We start from the raw sequence: 16,408 nt of genomic DNA on the forward strand, positions 1-16,408 counted from the left end.
CAGGAGGTTCACTTCTGGGCTGCGGGGTCAGCGGTGACTTCCGGGGCGGCGAGACGGGAGCGACGCATCCCGTAGCAGAAGTAGAACACGAGGCCGACGGCCATCCAGACACCGAAGACGATCCAGGTGATCGTGGACAAGCTGCCCATCATCCACACGCAGAAGCCGAAGCCGAGGACCGGCAGGACCGGGAAGAGCGGCACCCGGAAGGTGCGGTCCATCTCGGGGCGGGTCCGGCGCAGCAGCACCACGGCGACGTTGACCAGGGCGAACGCGAAGAGCGTGCCGATGCTGGTGGCGTCGGCGAGCTGGCCGAGCGGGATCGCGGCGGCGAGCACCCCGCAGAACAGGGAGACGATGACGGTGTTGACGCGCGGCGCCCCGGTCTTGGGGTGGACCTTGGCGAACGCCTTCGGCACCAGCCCGTCCCGCGCCATCGCGAACAGGATGCGGGTCTGGCCGTAGAGGACGGTCAGCACGACCGACGCGATCGCGATGACGGCGCCCGCGGCGAGCAGCGTCGCCCAGAACGACTGGCCGGTGACGTCCTGCATGATCCCGGCGAGGGTGGCCTCGGTGTCGTCGAACTGCTTCCAGGGCCGGGCGCCGACGGCGACCGCGGCGACGAGCACGTACAGCGCGGTGACGATGACCAGCGAGAGCATGATCGCGCGGGGCAGGTCGCGCTGGGCGTTCTTCGCCTCCTCGCCCGCGGTGGAGGCGGCGTCGAATCCGATGTAGGAGAAGAAGAGGGTGGCGCCGGCCGCGCTGACCCCGGCCATGCCGAGCGGCATGAAGTGCTCGTAGTTGCCGGACTCGAAGCCCTTCAGGCCGATGGCGCAGAAGAGCAGCAGCGAGACGATCTTCACGACGACCATGATCGTGTTGGCGCGGGCGGACTCGCGGGCGCCGCCGAGCAGGAAGACCATCGCGAGCAGGACGACGATGAGGGCCGGCAGGTTGAAGATGCCGCCGTCCCCGGGCGGCGCGGAGAGCGCGTCCGGGATGGTGACGCCGATCGTGCCGTCGAGCAGTTCGTTGAGGTACTCGCCCCAGCCGACGGCGACGGCGGCGACCGAGACCCCGTACTCCAGGATCAGACACCAGCCGCAGATCCAGGCGACGAGCTCGCCCATCGTTGCGTATGCGTACGAGTAGGAGGAGCCCGCGACCGGGATGGTCCCGGCCAGTTCGGCGTAGGAGAGGGCCGAGAAGAGCGCGGTGAGACCGGCGATCACGAAGGAGAGGGTGACCGCGGGGCCGGCCTTCGGAACCGCCTCGCCGAGGACGACGAAGATGCCGGTGCCGAGCGTGGCGCCGATGCTGATCATGGTCAGCTGCCAGAGGCCGAGGGAGCGCCGCAGGGTGCCGCCCTCGCCCTGGCCGCCCTCCGCGACCAGGCGTTCCACGGGTTTGCGCCGCATGAGACGGGCGCCGAGCCCTGCGGGGGTTCCTGCTGAGGGTGGGGTTCCCTGGTCGAGCACGCGCTGGCTCCTTGATCGCTGCCGGTTTCAGTCGGCCGTGACGACAAGGAGACGTGACGGTCCTCACCCTGGCCGGGGACCGCCGAGCAGGCCGTCCCCCGCCATGCCACGTACAGCGGATGACTCTAGAGGACGTCTGTTCCCGTCTGTAATGCAGCAACCTTGCGCGCACCCGCAAGATCGTTGCGCGTAGGGTCGCCCCACACGTGTTCGTTGCGTGGCCCGGCTTCCCCCGGCGCGCGAGGTGTGTTCGAGACCACACGTCACGCAGGGGAGTGAAAGCTCCGGACCGGGGTAGTCGGCATGGCCGCCCCTGCCGTTGGCCGGGAAGATGACCTGACATCAACCCGGGCTTCGGCAGGGGCGGTTCGGGAAAGGCATCATGTGCTCGACGCACATGTCCGGCAGAAGCGATGTGAGAGAGGCTTGTGAGTACCAGCGACACCGACATCCGCACCCTGTTGCTCGAGGCGCTGAGGGATCAGGAGGAACAGATCGCCGCCCGCTGGACCACGCTCCAGCTGGAACAGGCCGCACTCGGCACCGACATGACCGAGGGCGAACTGCGCGAGGAGGCCCGCACCCTCATCGACGCGCTCAGCGACGCACTCGCCGGCGACGTGCCGATCGAGCGCGTGGTGGCCGCGCACCACGGTCTGCGCACGGCGGTCACGGAGCTGTCGCTGCGCCGGGTCCGCGCGGGTGCCACCCCCACCGACACCTCCCTCGCGGTGCTCTCCCTCAAGGAGGCGCTGCTGGCGGCCGTGCAGCACACCACGCGGGACATGGGCGAGCTGTTCTCGGCGGCGATCCTGGTGAACCGGATGCTGGACGCGGCCGGAGCGCTCTCCTTCGAGACCTACGTCGAGGGCCGCGAGGAGATCATCCGGCGGCAGAGCCGGCAGCTCCTCGAGCTGTCCACGCCGGTGGTGCGGCTGTGGAAGCACGTGCTCGCGGTGCCGCTGATCGGCACGCTGGACACGGCGCGCACCCAGATCGTCATGGAGTCGCTGCTCCAGGCCATTCAGGACGACGAGGCGAAGGTCGCCATCATCGACATCACCGGGGTGCTGACCGTCGACACGGCGGTCGCCCAGCACCTCATGCACACGGTCAACGCGGTCCGGCTGATGGGCGCCGACTGTGTCATCAGCGGGATCCGGCCGCCCATCGCCCAGACCATCGCCCAGTTGGGAATCGACCTGTCCACCATCCTGACCCGTGCCACCCTGGCCGACGCCCTGTCGGCCGCGGTCAGACTCACGGACCAGCCCGCCGTGGGTCTGGCCGTCGCCGAATCGGCAGCACGGTGACCACCCCGCGCCCGCAGGGCGTTCCCATTCTCCGGCTGGGCGACGTCCTGGTGACGGGCCTGCTGAACGAGCTGGACGACAAGTCCGCCGTCCTGTTCACGGACGAACTGACCGAGCGGATCGTGTCGGACTCGGCCCGCGGGGTGCTCATCGACATCTCCCGGCTGGAGATCATCGACTCGTTCGTGGCCCGGACGCTCATGGAACTGACCACGATGTCGCGGCTGCTCGGCGCCCGGGTGATCGTCGCCGGGATGCGTCCCGCGGTCGCCATCACGCTGGTCGAACTCGGTATCCGGCTGACGGGCGTGGAGACCGCGCTCAACGCGGAGCAGGGCCTGACCGCGCTCGGCTGGCAGCGGACCCTGGAGGCTCCCGGCCATGACCTTGTCGGATGAGCACACGGCACCCGCGGCCCATCCCCCGGGCCCGCAGGTGACGGTGCAGCGTGCGTACGAAGTCCGTTCCGACGACGACCTGCTGACGGCACGTCATGCCGTGCGGGCGGCCACGATCGAGTGCGGATTCGGTCTGGTCGACCAGACCCGGGTGGTGACCGCGGCCAGCGAACTCGCCCGCAACGCCTACGTCCACGGCAAGGGCGGCACCCTCACGGTGGAGCTGCTGGCCCGGCCGGGCGGCACCGGCATCCGGCTGGTCATAGGGGACGACGGTCCCGGCATCGCGGACGTCGGCGCCGCGCTCCAGGACGGCTTCACCACCGGTGGCGGCCTCGGCCACGGCCTGGGCGGCGCCCGGCGGCTGATGGACGAGTTCCACGTCGACACCCGGCCCGGCGCGGGCACGACGGTGACCGCGGTGCGCTGGACGCCACGATGACCGGACGGACCCACGACCCCGCGGTCACCGCGCACGTCGTCGTCGACCACGCCAGCGCCGTGCACCACGCGGCGACGCTGGCCCGGCGGGCCGCACGGCACGGCGGTCTGGACGGCACCGCCGCCGAGCGCGCCGCGGTGCTCACCACCGAACTCGCCGGGAACCTGCTGCTCCACGCGGTGGGCGGCGCCGTGTACGTGCAGTGCCATCCGCTGGGCGGCGGCATCGACGTGGTCGCCGTGGACCGGGGGCCGGGCATGGCGAGCCCGGACCGGGCCATGGTCGACGGCTTCAGCACCACCGGCACCCTCGGCTCGGGCATGGGCGCGGCCCGCCGGCTCGCCGACGAGCTGACGCTGCGCACCCTGCCCGGCGTCGGCACCCTGATCTGCGCCCGCTTCCACGCCCCCGGCACCCGCCCGCCCCTGTCCGACCTGGGTCTGCTGTGCCTGCCGGTGCGCGGCGAGGAGGAGTGCGGGGACAGCGCGGCCGTGGTCGACGCGCCCGGCGGGCGTACGGCGGTCGTCGTGGACGGGCTCGGGCACGGGCCGGAGGCGGCCGAGGCGAGCGCCGCCGCCGTGGCCGCGTTCCGGGCGGCGCCCGAGCGCCCGCTGCCGGAGATCCTCACGGCGATGGACGGCGCGCTGCGCTCCGGCCGCGGCGCCGCCGTCGGCCTGATGCGGCTGCGGCCCGGCTCGGTGGAGCACTGCGGCATCGGCAACGTACGGCTGCTGCTGGTCGCCCCGGACGGGGTGCGCTCCCGGGCGCTCGGCCAGCCGGGTGTGGTCGGCTGGAACATGCCGCGACCGCAGACCCGCACGCTGCCCATGCCCGAGGAGTGCGCCGCGGTCGTGCACAGCGACGGCATCACGGCCCGCTGGCCCGACAGCGCCACCCCCTTCCTGCTCGGCATGCCGCCCCGGCTGCTCGCCGCCGCCCTGGGGCACGGTCACCGCAGCGCACGCGACGACGCGACCGCTCTGGTCTCCGGGGCGGCAAGGAGGAGTTCATGACCGACCAGGCGGCCGCGCACCAGCGCACGACGCACCGGTCGCTGCCCGAACTGCGCTCGGCGGTAAGGGCGTTGGCGGCCCGCGTGCACCTGCCGGCCGAGCTGCGCACCCGCCTCGCGCAGTCCGTGTCCCGGGTGGCCGAGAGCGAACTGCGGGCGGGCCGGCTGGTCACCCTGGAGGCCGCGCCGGACCGGGCGGCGGACGACCGGGAGCTGACGCTGCGGCTGCGGGCGCCGTCCGCGTCCGCCGTGGAGAACCTGCCGCTGCCGGCCCAGCGCGAGGCGGACACCACGGTGTGGCGCATCCCGCTGCCCGCGCGGCCCCCGGCCGGCGCCCGGCCGGGCTCTCCCGTGGAGCTCCTCGAGGAGGAGCTGCGCGCCGCGGTGCACCGGGCCGAGACCCTGGAGGCCGACCGGCGCAGCCTCACCCACGAACTGGACGAGACCAACAGCGGCGTCCTCGCCCTCTACGTACAGCTGGAGGAGCGCGACGAGCAACTGCGGCGCGCGCACGGCCAGATGCTGCGCGAGCTGGAGGACGCGCTGCGCCCGGCGCCGATAAAGGTCGACGGCCTGGAACTGGCCATCCACTACGCGCCGGCCGAGACCGACGCCCCGACGGGCGGCGACCTCTACGACTGGTTCGAGCTGCCCGACGGCACCGTGCACATCACGGTCGTCGACGCCCTCGGACACGGTGTCGCCAGTACCCGCAGCGCCCTGAACGTCACCCACGCCGTGCGCACCCTCACCCTGGAGGGCCACTCGCTGGAGTCGATCGTGGGGCGCACCGACGAGATCCTGCTCCCCTACGACCGGGAGCTGATGGCGACGGTCCAGCTGGTCCGCATCGACCCGGTCTCCGGCCGCGTCGCTCTCGCCAACGGCAGCCATCCGCCGCCCCTGCTGGTGAGCGGCGACGGCAGCGCCCGCTTCCTGGAGGTGCGCGGCCGCGGCATCGGCTATCCGATGGCGGGCAGCGAGGGCCTGCGCCACGAACAGCTCGCCCCCGACGACCTCCTGGTCCTGTACACGGACGGCCTGACCGAGAGCCGCCGCGACCCCTACGAGGGGGAACGGCGGCTGACCGCGGCGGCCGTCCGCCACCGGCACCGACCCACCGAAGAGATCCCCGGCGCCCTCGCACAGGAGATGCACACCGTGATCCTGCACCCGGACGACACGCTCGCCCTCACCGTACGGAGAAGCCGATGACCCACGCCGCGCCCGGGGCGATACCCGGGGATCCGTCCCATGTGCTGCGGCTGGCCACCGTGCCCGGTCCGGACGGCCCGGTCGTCGCGCTCACCGGCGACCTGGACTACGAGAGCGCGCCTCGGCTGCTCGACGCCCTCAACCGGGTCACGGTGCCGGACGGGGCCACGCTCACCCTCGACCTGTCGGACGTGCGGTTCTTCGACTCGGGCGGCATCAACGCCCTGCTGCGGGCGCGGACCGCGCTCCAGGAGCGGGGCGCCGAGCTCGCGGTGTGCAGGCTGTCCCCGGTCGTCGAGCGGATCTTCCGGATCACCGGACTGGACACGGTGCTGAGTCCCGGTGGACCGGCCGGAACCGGTACCGGTACCGGCCCGTCGGCGGGGTAGCCGTTACAGATGGAGATCGTGATGGACGGTCCCCTGACGGGGACACAGGCCCGGCACACAGCTGCCCGGTTTCTCGCCGAGCACTGCCCCTGGGCCGACACGGACGCGGTGCTCCTGGTCGTGTCGGAGCTGGTCACCAACGCGTCCCGGCACACGGGCGCGCTGGGCCGGCTGCGCCTGCGCGCGGACGCGGGCGGGCTCGCGGTGGAGGTGGAGGACGCCGATCCGCGCGCCCCGGTGCCGCGGGCGCCGGATCTGGGCGGCGGGGGCGGCTTCGGCTGGCACATGGTGGAGCGGCTCGCCGAGCAGCTCTCGGTGCGTCCGGCGGCGGACGGCAAGTGCATCGCGGCCGCGTGGGCGGCGCCGACGGCGGTGTGAGCCGGGGCGCCGCCCACGGCTCGGCTAGCTCCAGCTGGCGTGCAGCGGCTTGCCCTCGGCGTAGCCGGCGGCGGACTGGATGCCGACGGTGGCCCGCTCCTCGAACTCGGCCAGCGAGTTGGCGCCCGCGTAGGTGCAGGAGGAGCGGACGCCCGCGATGATCGAGTCGATCAGGTCCTCGACGCCCGGACGCTGCGGGTCGAGGAACATGCGGGAGGTGGAGATGCCCTCCTCGAAGAGCGCCTTGCGGGCGCGGTCGTACGCCGACTCGTCCGAGGTGCGGTTCTTGACGGCGCGGGCGGAGGCCATGCCGAAGGACTCCTTGTAGGCGCGGCCCTTGGCGTCGTGCTGGAGGTCGCCCGGGGACTCGTACGTCCCGGCGAACCAGGAGCCGATCATCACGTTCGACGCGCCGGCCGCGAGGGCCATGGCGACGTCGCGCGGGTGCCGGACTCCGCCGTCGGCCCAGACGTGCTTGCCGTACTTCTTGGCCTCGGCGGCGCACTCCAGGACGGCGGAGAACTGCGGGCGGCCGACGCCGGTCATCATGCGGGTGGTGCACATGGCGCCGGGGCCGACACCGACCTTGATGATGTCCGCTCCGGCCTCGATGAGGTCCTTGACGCCCTCGGCCGCGACGATGTTGCCCGCCACGATCGGGACCTCGGGGTCGAGCGCGCGCACGGTCCGGATCGCGGAGATCATCGACTCCTGGTGCCCGTGGGCGGTGTCGATGACGAGCGTGTCGACGCCCGCGTCGAGCAGCTGCTTGGCCTTTCCGGCCACGTCGCCGTTGATGCCGACGGCCGCGGCGATGCGCAGCTTGCCGTCCGCGTCGGTGGCCGGGGAGTAGAGGGTGGCGCGCAGGGCGCCGGTGCGGGTGAGGATGCCCGCCAGCTTGCCGTCCTTGTCGACGGCCGGGGCGTAGCGGCGGTTGGCGCCGTCCAGCTTGTTGAAGGCGTCGCGCGGGTCGATGTCCGCGTCGAGCAGCAGCAGGTCGCGGGACATGACCTCGGACAGCTGGGTGAAGCGGTCCACGCCGGTCAGGTCCTCGTCGGTGACGACACCGAGGGGCCGCAGCTCGTCGTCGACGACCACGCCGGCGTTGTGCGCGCGCTTGGGCAGCAGGGCCAGGGCGTCGGCGACGGTCTGGGTCGGGGCGAGCACGATCGGGGTGTCGAGCACCAGGTGACGCGTCTTGACCCAGGAGATGACGTCGGTGACGACCTCGATCGGGATGTCCTGCGGGATGACGACGATGCCGCCGCGGCGGGCCACGGTCTCGGCCATCCGGCGGCCGGCGATCGCCGTCATGTTGGCGACGACCAGCGGGATCGTGGTGCCCGTGCCGTCCGGGGACGAGAGGTCCACGGCCTGACGGGAGCCGACGGCGCTGCGGCGCGGCACCATGAAGACGTCGTCGTACGTCAGGTCGTACGCGGGCTGGATGTCATTGAGGAAACGCACGTGCGCAGGTCCCGATCGCTAGAAGGGAGCCCCGGAAGGATGCCGCCGGGGCACAAAGCACGTACTTCATTTTCCCACGTGGGCCATGGTCACGTCTTCGGGCCGAACGTCCCAAGGCGGCAGAACCGGCTTGGATGATCATCCGAGAGGGTCATTCGGGGAAGGCGTCCAGCGCGCCGGTGAAGCAGCTCAGGGGCGCATGGGTGAGTCCGGCGCCGATCTGGCCGATGCCGGGTTCGCGGTGGGCGATGCCGGTGGTGACGACGGGTTCGAGTCCGGTGTCGACGACCTTGCGTACGTCGATGCCGACCGGGCTGCCCTGGAAGTCGAGCCCGGAGAGCCGGTAGTCCCGGTGCCGGCCGAGGGTGATGGCCGCCATCTCCTCGCTGACGCGGCGGGCGCGCTCGGGGGTGCCGCCGACGAAGCCGACGATCGCCGGGGCCGCCGCGAGGGCGAAGCCGCCGAGGCCGTGGGTCTCGGTGATGGCGCTGTCGCCGATGTCGGGGTTGGCGTCCTGTGGCCCGTACCCGGCGAAGTACAGACCCTCGACGGGCGCCGCGGGCGCCGTGAACCAGGCGTCGCCGAGGCCGCTGACGCGGATGCCGACGTCGACGCCGTTGCGGGCGAAGGCGGTGACGAGGGTGGAGTGCTCCACGCCGTGCCCGGCCATGAGCGCCAGTTTGCTGGCCGCCATGGAGAAGTTGAGGAACCAGTAGTTGTTGTCGCGCAGGAAGTCGAGCGCCTCGATGCCGCCGAGGTCGGCGTGGCGGGCGAGGGCGGCGGCGAGTTCCCGGGTGAGCAGGGCGCTGGCGGCGGTGTTGCGGCTGTGGCACTCGTCGCCCATCTGGAGCGCCTGCGCGGTGACGGTCCGCAGGTTGACCGGTTCGGGCAGGGAGCGCAGGGCCGCGCGCAGGGCGGGTCCAAGGCGCTCCCCCATCCAGCGCAGCCGGTCCAGCACGTCGTCGCCGAGCGCGCCGTAGCGCAGGCACCGGCCCTGGCCCTCGTTGAGGTTGGAGTACGCGCGCAGTCCGCTCGCCCGGTCCTCCACGACCATCAGCGGCATGGACGCGGAGACGATGCCCGCCATCGGGCCGACCGCGTCGTGGTGGTGGCAGGGCGCGAAGCCGATGGCGCCGGATCCGGCGAGCCGCAGCGCCTCGTCCTCGGTGGCGGCCCAGCCCTCCAGGAGGGCCGCGCCGACGACGGCGGCCCGCATCGGGCCGCACATCCGCTCCCAGGCGACGGGCGGCCCGGCGTGCAGCAGCAGCCGCTCTTCGGCGAGTCGCGGGATCAGTTCGCCGGCCGGGCGGACGTCGGTCCACAGCGGCTGTACGTCGAGGACGCGCGCCAGCGCGGTCGTGTTGGCGGCCTCGATGTCGGGGCGGGCGGTGAGCCGGGCGAGTTTGGCGGCGAGCCGGGCGTCCCCGGCGGCGGGCGGCCGCCAGTCGAGCTGGGTGACGGTCGCCCCGGCGGCGCGCGGCGCGGCGGCGAACTCCTCGACGCCCACGTTCACGACGTGCGGCGGGGCGGCGAGCAGCGGGCGGGCGGACGGGGTCATGCGGGGCCTCCGATCGTGGCGGGGCGTGGCGCGGACGCCCGGGTCGCCCGGTCGCCGCCCAGCAGCCGGGCGCAGGCGAGGGCCGCCTGCGTACTGCTGCCGACGACCTCGGCGCCCGCCTCGCGCAGCACGCGGCGCTGGGCGCTCGCCCCTTGCGGGTCCTCGTCGGTGCCGACGACGAAGCAGAGCACGGCGGGCCGGTCGGCGTCGGCCCCGGCCAGCGTCGCGGCGATCGCGGAGGCCGGGTCGGGGGCGGCGCCGTGGCCGATGACGAGGTCGAGCACGATCACGGCCGCGGCCGGATCGGCGAGCGCCGCCCGCAGCCAGGCGTCGCGCACGGCCGGGTCGATCATCGGGTGCGGGCGGCCCGCGGTGTAGGCGTCGTCGCCGAGGTCGAGGACGAGGTGGCGGGGCGGCAGCGCGGGCGGCGCGCCGGGGCGCCCGGCGGTGCGGTCGAGCGGCCCGAGCGCGGGGCCGAGCAGCAGGTCGGCCTCGTGGGCGAAGGTGCCGCCCGTGTACAGGGCGCGCAGCAGGCGGCGGTCGGGCGGCGGCTCGGGCAGCGACGGTACGGGTTCGGCGGGGACGGGGTGTCCCAGGGCCTGTTCGGCGGCGGCGCGCGCGGCCTCGTACAGGGTCGGGGCGAGGGTGACGCCGGGCGGGACCGGCACGCCCTCGGGGTCCCAGCCGAGGAAGCAGACGACGGCGGGTTTGCCCAGCTCGCCGATCCGGGCGAGCAGCCGCTCGGCCACCTGGGGCGCGGGCGGCTTGGAGACGAGGACGAGGGAGTCGGTGGCCGGGTCGGCGGCGAGGGCGTCGAGGGCGGCCCGGGTGGTCAGCCCGCCGACGGCGTCGCTCACGTCGCGGCTGCCGGTGCCGATGATGTGGCTGACGCCCGCGCCCAGGTCGTGCAGGAGCGTCGACACCTGTTGCAGACCGGTGCCGGAGGCGCCGGTGAGGCCGACGGTGCCGGGCCGGACGGCGTTGGCGAAGCCCAGGGGGACGCCGCCGATCACGGCGGTGCCGCAGTCAGGGCCCATGACGAGCAGACCGCTGCGGGCGGCCTCCTGTTTGAGCGCCACCTCGTCGTCGAGCGGCACGTGGTCGCTGAAGACGAAGGCGTGCAGGCCGCGGCGGAGCGCCTTGCGGGCCTCGGCGGCGGCGTAGGCGCCGGGCGTGGAGATCAGGGCCAGGTCGGCGTCGGCGGGCGCGGCGGCGAGGGAGCGCGGCGGCGGCGCGGCCGGGGCTCCCGGAGTGCCGTCGGGCGGGGCGCCGGTGTCGCGCAGCGCGGTGACGGCGTCGGCCAGCGCGCGCTCGACGGCGGCGGGCGTGCCGCGCACGGCGACGATCAGGTCGTTGGGGGCGGCGGAGCGCCCTTCCTCGGCCAACAGCTCGGCGTCGGCGAGGACTTCGCGGTTGGCGGGGGTTGCCATGACGAGGCTGACGGCGTCCACGCCGGGCGATCCGGCGAGGCGCGCGGCCACTCTCATCAGGGCGACGGAGTCGGCGTACAGGTCGTTGTGCACGGCGTTTCGCAGCACCATGGGGCGACTGTAGGCAGGGCGCGCGACCTGGGGACATGGCTCCCGTTGCCAGGGCGCCCGCGGGTTTACCGGCACCGGATGACAAGACCCGTCGTGATGCTCAGCCGCTCTCCCGCACCGTCAGCAACCGCTGTGCGTAGACGGCGAGTTCGGTCTGGAGGCGGGCCATGGCGTGCCGCTCCAGGCCGCCGGTGAGGCGTTCGATCTGGCGCAGCCGGTAGCGCAGGGTGTTGTAGTGGATGTGCAGCCGGGCCGCGGCGGCGACGCCGTTGCGGTCCTGGAGCAGATAGGCGCCGAGGGTCTCGACGAGGGCGCCGTCGGTGCGGGCGTCGTGGTCGATGAGCGGGCCGAGCGCGTCGTCGACCATGCGGCGCAGCTCGACGCTGGGCACCTGGCCGAGCAGCCGGTAGACGCCCATGTCGGCGTAGGTGCGCACGAAGTCGTCGCCGTGCACCTCGCGGCCGAGCCCGAGGGTCTGCACGGCCTCCTCGTAGCTGCGGTGGTAGGCGGCGAAGTCGCTCTGTTCGGTACCGGCGGCGACGACCACGTTCCAGTCGGGGTGGGCGGCGGTGACGGCCGTGTGCAGGGCCTGGCAGCGGGCGGGGAGCGAGTCGCCGGGTTCGAGGAGGCCCGCGAGGCCGGTCTGGTTGCCCCACAGCAGCGCCTGCGGCCCGGCGGCGCCGCGCACCAGGCTCAGCAGGCGTTCCTCGAAGAGCGGTCCGGGCAGGGGCGCGGAGCCGTCGGCGGCCGTCGCCTCCAGCAGCACGGCGGCGCGCGGCAGCCGCAGGTTCCAGCCGAGCGCGGCGGCCCGGCTCAGGGTGTCGGAGCGGTCGCGGGGCGCGCGGGACACCAGGTCCGTCAACAGCGTGGTCCGGTAGTGCTGTTGGCGGCTGGCGGCGGCCTGCTCCTGGGCGGCGATCATGCAGGCGACGGTGGTGGCGTGGTCGAGCGCCATCCGCTGGTGCGGGGTGAGCCGGGCCCCGCCGTCGGCCCACAGCGCGACGGCGCCGCCGCGCCGCAGGCCGGTGTCGAGGGGCCGGGTGGCGGTGGCGGGCACGTCGCGCGGCGGGGCGCCGGCCGAGGCGAGGACGCCGCCCTGCCGGTCGTGGACGGCGACGGCGCAGCCGGACAGTTCCAGGAGTACGTTCATGAGCTCCTGGTAGGAGCCGCCCTCGACGGCGACCGCGGTGAGCCGCTCGTGCAGGGCGCGGGACTGCTCCAGTTCCAGGGCGTGCCGGTTCAGGACGGTGCCGAGGACCTCGGAGAGGATGTCGTTGAACATGACGTCGCCGGGCAGCGCGATCACCGGGAAGCCGAGCCGGTCCCCCAACGCCAGCATCTGCGGCGGAAGTTCGGGCAGGTAGGGGCCGATCTTGACGCCGAGCGCGGCGAGCCCGCGGCCGGCGAGGGTGGGGACGAGGGCGGTGAGCGCCGCCTCGTCGTCGCGCACCGCGTAGGCGGTGGTGAGCAGCAGTTCGCCGCCGCGCATCCAGCGCACGATGTCGGGCACTTCCATGATGTTGACGACGCGGATGCGCCGGGCCCCGCCGCGGGCTCCGGCGACGAGCCGGGCGCCGCCCAGGCACGGCAGGTCGAGCGCCTCGCGCACGGTGAGACCCGCGGAGAGGTCGTAGCCGCGGGCCTGGCCGGTACCGGTGCCGATGCCTGTCATGTCCAGTCACTATGCGACCGCCCGATGCCATCCGTAAGACACCGCGCGTTACTTCCGTGTGTCCCGGCCGGGCATGTCGGAAGCGTTGTCATCCGGTGTCAGCGCGGGGTCCGTCTTCCTGGCGTCCGCTGCCCATGACGCCCCGCAGCGCCGCGCCTACCTTGACGGCATGATCTCGCCAACCGCTCACCGGACCGTGGTCGTCGCCGTCGGCGGCAACGCCCTGCTGCGCGGCGGGCCGCACGCCACCATCGCCGAGCAGATGGCGGCGGCCCGCACGCTCGCGGTGCCCGTGACCGGGCTGCTCGACGCCGGGTGGCGGGTCGTGGTGACCCATGGCAACGGCCCGCAGGTCGGTTTCATCCAGCGCCGCGCCGACCTCGTACGGGAGCTGGCGCCCGAACTGCCCGCCCTGGAACTGGACATGTGCGTGGCCGATGCGCAGGGCAGTCTCGGCTACATCCTGGCGGTGGCGATCGCGGGCCGGCTGCGGGCGCTCGGCCGTGATCCCGGCCGGGTGGCGGCGCTGCTCACGCACACCCTGGTGGACGCGGACGACCCGGCGTTCGGGCGTCCGACGAAGCCGATCGGCGCCCACTACGACGAGGCGACGGCCCACCGGCTGGCCGCGGAGCACGGCTGGTCGGTGGCGCCCGAACCGGGCCGCGGCTGGCGACGCGTGGTCCCCTCGCCCCGGCCGCGCCGGATCCTGGAGGCCTCCTCCGTGCGCACGCTGTCCGACGCCGGGTGCACGGTGATCGCGGGCGGGGGCGGTGGCATCCCGCTGGTGGAAACGGCCGACGGCGGACTGCGGGGTGTGGCGGCCGTCATCGACAAGGACCTCACCTCGGCCCTGCTCGCCGCCGACCTCGACGCCGGGCTCCTGGTGATCACCACGGGCGTGGAGCGCGTCGCCGTCGACTTCGGCGGGCCGGGCCAACGCTTCCTGGACCGACTGACGCCGACCGAGTCCCAACTCCTGCTCGATCAGGGCGAGTTCCCCGAGGGGAGCATGGGCCCGAAGATCCGGGCGGCGCTCGACTTCGTCTCCGGGGCGCCGCACCGCCGGGCCCTGATCACGTCGCCGGGCGCGCTGCCCGCGGCCCTCGAAGGACAGGGCGGTACCTGGCTGGAGCACGGGCCGGCCGCCCCCGCACACCGCGAAGGACCGCTCACGGCTGGGAGGCCGCAGTGACTCTGGAATCCGGGCAGGGCCCGATCGACGGCGAACACTATCTGGAGGCCACCCCGGAGAACGTGCTGTGGGGACGGCTCCCCTGCGGCGCCACCCCCGCCGCCCGCACCGTCGCCTCGGGCGCGACGGTCACCTTCGACACGGTGTCCCACGAGGGCATCCTGGAGGACCAGGGCAGCGACCCGGTGGAGTTCTTCGGCCGGTACGGCGTCGCCGCCGCCGACGTCCTGTCCGACGCCCGGCTGCTCGCCAAGACCCCGCACCTGCGCGCCGCGGACCGCGACGGCCCGCACGTCGTGTCCGCTCCGGTGCACGTGCGCGGCGCCGAACCCGGCGACCTGCTGCGCGTCGACGTCCTCGCACTGCACCGCCGCGCCGACTACGGCCTGGTCTCCAGCCGCCACGGGCGCGGCGCACTGCCGGAGCGATTCGCCCTCGACGGGCCGGAGTTCACGTTCTGCGCGGTGGAGCGCGGAGCCGGTGTCATCCGCTACGGCGCCGACCGGGCCGCCCGCTTCCCGCTCCACCCCTTCCTGGGCATCATGGGCGTCGCCACGGACACCGCCGAGCCCGCGCACAGCGTTCCGCCGGGCCGGCACGGCGGCAACATCGACGTGAAGCACCTCGGCACCGGCGCCACCGTCTATCTGCCGGTGCAGACCGAGGGCGCCGGCTTCCACACGGGCGATCCGCACTACTCCCAGGGCAACGGCGAGGTCGCGCTCACCGCGTTCGAGGCGCCGCTGCGCGCGACGTTCCGGCTGACCGTCCTCAAGGGCCCGCGGGCCCGCGCCGCCGCGGCGACCCTCCGGGAACCCTTCGGTGAGACCGACCAGCACTGGATCCCCCTCGGCCTGCACGAGGACCTGAACCTGGCGATGCGGGCGGCCGTGCGCTCCGCCCTCGCCTTCCTCACCGACCGCTTCGGCATGGAACCGCACGCCGCCTACGCCTACTTGAGCGCCGCGGCCGACTTCGAGGTCTCGCAGGTCGTCGACCAGGTACAGGGCGTGCACTGCCTGATCCGCAAGGCCGACTTCCGCTCCGGAGGCGCCCGGTGAATCCGCTGATCCTGCGCCGCGCCCGCGTCGAGAACGCGGCGGACCCCTGCGACCTCCTCCTCGCCGACGGCCTCGTCCACACGGTGGGCGACGTCCCCGCGTCGACGGCCGGCGAGACCATCGACTGCGCGGGCCGCATCGTCCTGCCCGGCTTCGTCGAGCCCCATCTGCACCTGGACAAGGCCCTGTTGGACGCCGTCCGCCCGAACCCCGACGGCACCCTGGCCGGCGCCATCGCGGTGACCGGCGAGCTGAAGCGGTCCTTCACCCGCGCCGACGTGTACGACCGGGCCCGTACGGTCCTGGAGACGGCGGTCCGCAACGGCACGACCCTGATCCGCGCCCACCCCGACGTCGACCCGCTCGCGGGACTGCTCGGCGTCGAGGTGCTGCTCGAACTCCGCGAGCGGTACCGGCGGTTGGTGGACCTCCAGATCGTGGCGTTCCCGCAGGAGGGCATCTTCCGCTCCCCGGGGACGGAGAAGCTCCTCACGGCCGCGCTCACCGCGGGCGCGGACGTCGTCGGCGGCTGCCCGTACAACGAGGACTCCCTCGCCGACGCCCGCCGCCATGTCGAACTCGTCCTGGATCTCGCAGTGGAGCACGGTCTGCCGGCTGATCTGCACGCGGACTTCGCGGACGACGCGAGCGATCCCCGCTACGCGCTCGCCGAGTTCATCGCGGAGGAGACCGCGCGCCGCGGCCTGGCCGGGCGGGTCGCGCTCGGCCACGCCACCTCCCTCGCGGGCCGCCCGCCCGCCGACCGCGCCCGCGCGCTGGCCGCGCTCGCCGACGCGGGCGTCGCCGTGGTCCCGCTCCCCGCCACGGATCTGCACCTGAGCGGCCGCCACGACAGCACGGCCGTCCGTCGCGGCGTCGCCCCGGTGCGCGAGCTGTGGGACGCGGGCGTGCTCACGGCCTGCTCCTCGAACAACATCCGCAACGCCTTCACCCCGTACGGCAGCGCCGACGCCCTGGACACGGCCCTGCTGCTCGCCCAGACCGGCCATCTGTCGGGCCCCGCCGACCTGGCCCGCGTCCTGCGCATGGTCACGTACGACGCGGCCCGGGTGACCGGCACCGCCGACACCTACGGCGTCCGCCCGGGCGCCCGCGCCGATCTGGTGGTCCTGGACTCGACCACGTACGACGACATCGTCCTGGACCGCCCCGACCGCTCCCACGTCATCAAGGCGGGCCGGGTCGTGGCCCGCACCACCCGTACGTCCGAACTGCTGACCCCCTGAGTCCGTACACCCGCACGGCACCCGCGCACGCATCCC

15 protein-coding genes are annotated in these 16,408 nt (G+C 73.9%); 10 read left to right on the top strand and 5 right to left on the bottom strand.

What is annotated here, in order from left to right; genetic code table 11:
- Positions 1 to 8: 8 nt before the first annotated feature.
- Positions 9 to 1,484, bottom strand: a complete 1,476-nt coding sequence (locus tag ABZ930_RS14245; RefSeq protein ID WP_361546682.1) for an amino acid permease — start codon at positions 1,482 to 1,484, stop codon at positions 9 to 11.
- A 428-nt stretch (positions 1,485 to 1,912) separates the two neighbouring features.
- Here ABZ930_RS14245 and ABZ930_RS14250 point away from each other — a divergent pair, with 428 nt between their 5' ends.
- The 7 genes from ABZ930_RS14250 to ABZ930_RS14280 are packed head-to-tail and all read left to right on the top strand — an operon-like array spanning position 1,913 to position 6,631.
- Positions 1,913 to 2,797 carry an STAS domain-containing protein gene (locus tag ABZ930_RS14250; protein ID WP_361546684.1) on the top strand — a complete coding sequence of 295 codons (885 nt, stop codon included), beginning with the start codon at positions 1,913 to 1,915 and terminating at the stop codon, positions 2,795 to 2,797.
- A complete protein-coding gene (locus ABZ930_RS14255) occupies positions 2,794 to 3,195 on the top strand; it encodes an STAS domain-containing protein (RefSeq protein WP_361546687.1) in 402 nt (133 codons plus the stop codon). Before ABZ930_RS14250 ends, ABZ930_RS14255 begins: the two co-directional genes overlap by 4 nt.
- Positions 3,179 to 3,637 carry an ATP-binding protein gene (locus tag ABZ930_RS14260; RefSeq protein ID WP_361546690.1) on the top strand — a complete coding sequence of 153 codons (459 nt, stop codon included), beginning with the start codon at positions 3,179 to 3,181 and terminating at the stop codon, positions 3,635 to 3,637. Before ABZ930_RS14255 ends, ABZ930_RS14260 begins: the two co-directional genes overlap by 17 nt.
- Positions 3,634 to 4,650 carry a SpoIIE family protein phosphatase gene (locus ABZ930_RS14265; RefSeq protein WP_361546693.1) on the top strand — a complete coding sequence of 339 codons (1,017 nt, stop codon included), beginning with the start codon at positions 3,634 to 3,636 and terminating at the stop codon, positions 4,648 to 4,650. Before ABZ930_RS14260 ends, ABZ930_RS14265 begins: the two co-directional genes overlap by 4 nt.
- Positions 4,647 to 5,864, top strand: coding sequence for a PP2C family protein-serine/threonine phosphatase (locus tag ABZ930_RS14270; RefSeq protein WP_361546696.1), 1,218 nt, complete (start codon positions 4,647 to 4,649; stop codon positions 5,862 to 5,864). Before ABZ930_RS14265 ends, ABZ930_RS14270 begins: the two co-directional genes overlap by 4 nt.
- On the top strand, positions 5,861 to 6,253 hold the full coding sequence (locus ABZ930_RS14275) for an STAS domain-containing protein (RefSeq protein ID WP_361546699.1): 393 nt from the start codon (positions 5,861 to 5,863) through the stop codon (positions 6,251 to 6,253). Before ABZ930_RS14270 ends, ABZ930_RS14275 begins: the two co-directional genes overlap by 4 nt.
- A 21-nt stretch (positions 6,254 to 6,274) precedes the next feature.
- Positions 6,275 to 6,631 carry an ATP-binding protein gene (locus ABZ930_RS14280; RefSeq protein WP_361546702.1) on the top strand — a complete coding sequence of 119 codons (357 nt, stop codon included), beginning with the start codon at positions 6,275 to 6,277 and terminating at the stop codon, positions 6,629 to 6,631.
- 24 nt (positions 6,632 to 6,655) lie between these two features.
- On the opposite strand, the gene ABZ930_RS14285 is transcribed toward ABZ930_RS14280, so the two are convergent.
- The 4 genes from ABZ930_RS14285 to ABZ930_RS14300 all read right to left on the bottom strand — a co-directional run bounded on the left by ABZ930_RS14285 (position 6,656) and on the right by ABZ930_RS14300 (position 12,869).
- A complete protein-coding gene (locus ABZ930_RS14285) occupies positions 6,656 to 8,098 on the bottom strand; it encodes a GuaB1 family IMP dehydrogenase-related protein (RefSeq protein WP_361546705.1) in 1,443 nt (480 codons plus the stop codon).
- A gap of 151 nt (positions 8,099 to 8,249) precedes the next feature.
- Entirely contained in the window at positions 8,250 to 9,656 is a 1,407-nt protein-coding gene (locus ABZ930_RS14290; RefSeq protein WP_361546708.1) for a DUF1116 domain-containing protein, read from the bottom strand.
- Positions 9,653 to 11,197 carry a transcriptional regulator gene (locus ABZ930_RS14295; RefSeq protein WP_361546711.1) on the bottom strand — a complete coding sequence of 515 codons (1,545 nt, stop codon included), beginning with the start codon at positions 11,195 to 11,197 and terminating at the stop codon, positions 9,653 to 9,655. Before ABZ930_RS14295 ends, ABZ930_RS14290 begins: the two co-directional genes overlap by 4 nt.
- 100 nt (positions 11,198 to 11,297) lie before the next feature.
- On the bottom strand, positions 11,298 to 12,869 hold the full coding sequence (locus tag ABZ930_RS14300) for a PucR family transcriptional regulator ligand-binding domain-containing protein (RefSeq protein WP_361546714.1): 1,572 nt from the start codon (positions 12,867 to 12,869) through the stop codon (positions 11,298 to 11,300).
- Positions 12,870 to 13,038: 169 nt separating this feature from the next.
- Between ABZ930_RS14300 and arcC the strand changes: the two genes are divergently transcribed.
- Genes arcC through ABZ930_RS14315 form a run of 3 tightly spaced genes read left to right on the top strand, consistent with a single transcriptional unit; the run spans position 13,039 to position 16,372 of the window.
- Complete coding sequence (gene arcC / locus ABZ930_RS14305) at positions 13,039 to 14,064, top strand: carbamate kinase (protein WP_361546717.1); 1,026 nt, start codon at positions 13,039 to 13,041, stop codon at positions 14,062 to 14,064.
- Positions 14,061 to 15,125, top strand: coding sequence for an acetamidase/formamidase family protein (locus tag ABZ930_RS14310; protein ID WP_361546720.1), 1,065 nt, complete (start codon positions 14,061 to 14,063; stop codon positions 15,123 to 15,125). The genes arcC and ABZ930_RS14310 overlap by 4 nt, the downstream gene beginning before the upstream one ends.
- Entirely contained in the window at positions 15,122 to 16,372 is a 1,251-nt protein-coding gene (locus ABZ930_RS14315) for an amidohydrolase family protein (RefSeq protein ID WP_361546722.1), read from the top strand. The genes ABZ930_RS14310 and ABZ930_RS14315 overlap by 4 nt, the downstream gene beginning before the upstream one ends.
- Positions 16,373 to 16,408 lie beyond the last annotated feature (36 nt).

It is taken from the genome of Streptomyces sp. NPDC046716, from assembly GCF_040645755.1.
Taxonomy (GTDB): Bacteria; Actinomycetota; Actinomycetes; order Streptomycetales; family Streptomycetaceae; genus Streptomyces.

Bases quoted from the DNA above. Each gene is read 5' to 3' on its own strand.
- ABZ930_RS14260 (WP_361546690.1), top strand. From the start codon at position 3,179: ATGACCTTGTCGGATGAGCACACGGCACCCGCGGCCCATCCCCCGGGC.
- ABZ930_RS14265 (WP_361546693.1), top strand. From the start codon at position 3,634: ATGACCGGACGGACCCACGACCCCGCGGTCACCGCGCACGTCGTCGTC.
- ABZ930_RS14270 (WP_361546696.1), top strand. From the start codon at position 4,647: ATGACCGACCAGGCGGCCGCGCACCAGCGCACGACGCACCGGTCGCTG.
- ABZ930_RS14275 (WP_361546699.1), top strand. From the start codon at position 5,861: ATGACCCACGCCGCGCCCGGGGCGATACCCGGGGATCCGTCCCATGTG.
- ABZ930_RS14280 (WP_361546702.1), top strand. From the start codon at position 6,275: ATGGACGGTCCCCTGACGGGGACACAGGCCCGGCACACAGCTGCCCGG.
- ABZ930_RS14290 (WP_361546708.1), bottom strand. From the start codon at position 9,656: ATGACCCCGTCCGCCCGCCCGCTGCTCGCCGCCCCGCCGCACGTCGTG.
- ABZ930_RS14295 (WP_361546711.1), bottom strand. From the start codon at position 11,197: ATGGTGCTGCGAAACGCCGTGCACAACGACCTGTACGCCGACTCCGTC.
- ABZ930_RS14300 (WP_361546714.1), bottom strand. From the start codon at position 12,869: ATGACAGGCATCGGCACCGGTACCGGCCAGGCCCGCGGCTACGACCTC.
- arcC (WP_361546717.1), top strand. From the start codon at position 13,039: ATGATCTCGCCAACCGCTCACCGGACCGTGGTCGTCGCCGTCGGCGGC.